The sequence below is a fragment of the Grylomicrobium aquisgranense genome (assembly GCF_033971865.1).
Lineage (GTDB): Bacteria > Bacillota_I > Bacilli_A > Erysipelotrichales > Erysipelotrichaceae > Bulleidia > Bulleidia massiliensis.
Genome location: NZ_JALBUR010000068.1, coordinates 1 through 2,484, shown reverse-complemented (window position 1 = coordinate 2,484; position 2,484 = coordinate 1). Strand labels below are relative to the sequence as shown.

Annotated in this window: 2 protein-coding genes; both read right to left on the bottom strand. The window is 45.6% G+C overall.

The annotated features are described in order from the left end of the window. Window positions 1–49 precede the first annotated feature (49 nt). The gene (istB, locus tag MOZ60_RS11410; protein ID WP_370596773.1) at window positions 50–802 is read right to left on the bottom strand and encodes an IS21-like element helper ATPase IstB; all 753 of its coding nucleotides are present in this window, start codon (window positions 800–802) and stop codon (window positions 50–52) included. After that, entirely contained in the window at window positions 799–2,352 is a 1,554-nt protein-coding gene (istA, locus tag MOZ60_RS11405; protein ID WP_370596772.1) for an IS21 family transposase, read from the bottom strand. Before istA ends, istB begins: the two co-directional genes overlap by 4 nt. Window positions 2,353–2,484: the final 132 nt, after the last annotated feature.

The window sequence follows — 2,484 nt, the reverse complement described above, 5'->3', positions numbered from 1 at the left end:
CGGCTGTTCCGCTTCATCGGTGCGCCGTTCCGCTTTAGCGGAACGCCAGTTAAAGAGACGGGTTCCGCATATTCTTGCCATTAAATTGTAGTCTGAATGCTCTGTTGACCAATCGGTCCAGACAGGCATCTGCGTAAGTGTTGTCCTTGAACAGCTCATACCATGAGGAGACTGGAAGCTGCGATATCACAATCATGGATTTTCTTCCTTCTCTGGCGTCTATCAATTCAAAGAGATTTCTGCACTTATCTGGATCGAGGTCCATGAGTCCAAAGTCGTCCAGCACAACCAGATCCAGCTTTGCTAGTTTGGATATGTATTCCAGGTGAGTCTTCTCAAGATCCGCCTTTTCAAGTTCGTATATGAGCGTGCTGGTTTTACTATAGCGAACAGTCTTGAACTGTCGTAACGCACATATGCACAACGCATTGGCAATGTATGATTTACCGCTGCCGGAGGCCCCTGTAACGAGAAGGTTTCTTCCTTCCTCAATCCAGGAACACTTGGACAGGCGTTCAATGGTATCGGTATCCAGCTGACGGGCGGGATTATAAATACTGTCGTCAAGGTCAGCTTCAGGATATCGGAGAGTGGCTTTCTTGATGAAGCGGTTGAGCTTCTTGTTATATCTAAGATTCCACTCAGCGTTGATAATGCCGTTCAAGCGTTCATCAAATGAAACAAGGTCGTGATTAGGGTCATTATTCTGACGCTCAAGTTCATCAGCCATGCCCGATAGCTTCATGTGTCTTAACTTCATGCAAAGCTCTTCCGTACTTTCAAGGATTCTGCGGTCGGTCATTTGTAGAAGTCCTTTCCACGGATGTTCTTATGTTCCGGAAGAGAATCTCCAGAAGGCCTGCCTCCGTTATTCAGAATGTCATTAAGAATTCTCTTGAAGTATGAATACTTACAGCTGTTAAGCTCTATGCATTTGCGTGCAGCCATATTGACAATAACCTTTGATTTTCCGTCGCACATGTGAAGAATGCCGTTGCACGAATTGTAACTCTGCTCTTCGTGCTTGGAGCTATGGAGGACGGTATCAATCAGTGTAAACATATCCTTTCCGATCGCCGATGCCCATCTGCGATAATAATCACCATCATGCATGTTTACTTCTTTATAGAAGCGGTGCTCTGGCGACATATGCTCATCGTTAGTGATGTATTTCGGAAATTTCTTGTAAGATCTTGGGTGAGTGCAGAGAAGTCTGTTGTTTTCATCACAGATCCGGATTTCTGTCATAGTAGCCTTCAAAATGGCTGGCCTGTTATAGTACGTGTACAATACAGAGTAGTAGTGGCCATCATATGGTAAGTGATAGTTTGCTGGGATATGATCAAACGCTACATAGTCGCAGGTTGTGAAGGCGCCGTCGGAAAGTTTCTTCATCTGCGGCTTATCGTAGAGCTCGAACATCTCTTTACGGGAATGTTCCCAACCAGTTGGCTTCCTGTCATTGATGTCCGCTATTATCTTTTTACAGGCCTCATTGGCGCTGGCAAAGCTGCTGTAAACATTCTCCTTCAGTTTTTCCAAAAGCCATGTTTCAAGAAGCTGAACATGTTTTTCCACAGTTGGTTTTCCTTTTGGCTTATAGGCGGGTGGTGGGAGAATAATGGTGTCATAGAAACTCTCAAGATCCTGATAAGTGCTGTTAATAAGCAAAACATCCTTTGTGTGCTTGGTAACCGCTGTAGCCGCATTATCAGGGACTAAATATTTCGGAACCGCATCATAGAATGCCAGGGCATCATTAGTGCCTTTCATAAAGTTCGGCAGTTGCTCGTTAGGAAACAGTTCGGCGAATAGATAACTGCTCACTCCAACCGTCGTGACGAATACATGAACTTTCTGAAGCTCACCTGATTCTGGATTCATAATGATTTCCGGTTGGTCACCGACCCAGTCGATAAATACCTTCTCACCAGGGATACGTTCGACAGCCATGGAGACATCCTGGCTTCCGAAGTTTTGCTCGACATAGCGGTGGTAGTATTCCGCAAATTGCGAATATTGATAGCCGTTGGGATTGTCCTGCTTATACTCGGTCCAGAGGAAGAACAGGTTGGCTTTACTTCCTTTCTCCATAAGACGTTCATGGATCTTCTTGAAGTCAGGCAGCGGAACATCTTTGCGCCGTTTTTCATTCGGTGGATAGAACGCCTGGACAACCTTTTGGGGATCCATTTTCTCCAGGTCTGTCAAGGATAAGCCAAGGTCCTGGTATCTGGCCATGAGCAGGGTGATAGTACTGTTTCCGACCTTGAAGCGATCGTGGCATTGCCGGTATGAGAGACCCTGCTGTCTCATACGGATAATGCCCATAATGGTAGTGTAGTTTTGCATTGTAATCTCCTTTCATCAAACTACACAACCATAATAAAAGGCGCACCGTTAAAGCGACGCGCCCGCACCGTCAATTCAACATAAATGCACCGGTTTTAGCGGAAGACATGTACCGACGAACCGGAATTTGCA

Coding starts and splice junctions, on each gene's coding strand:
- istB (WP_370596773.1), bottom strand. CDS start 802: ATGACCGACCGCAGAATCCTTGAAAGTACGGAAGAGCTTTGCATGAAG.
- istA (WP_370596772.1), bottom strand. CDS start 2,352: ATGCAAAACTACACTACCATTATGGGCATTATCCGTATGAGACAGCAG.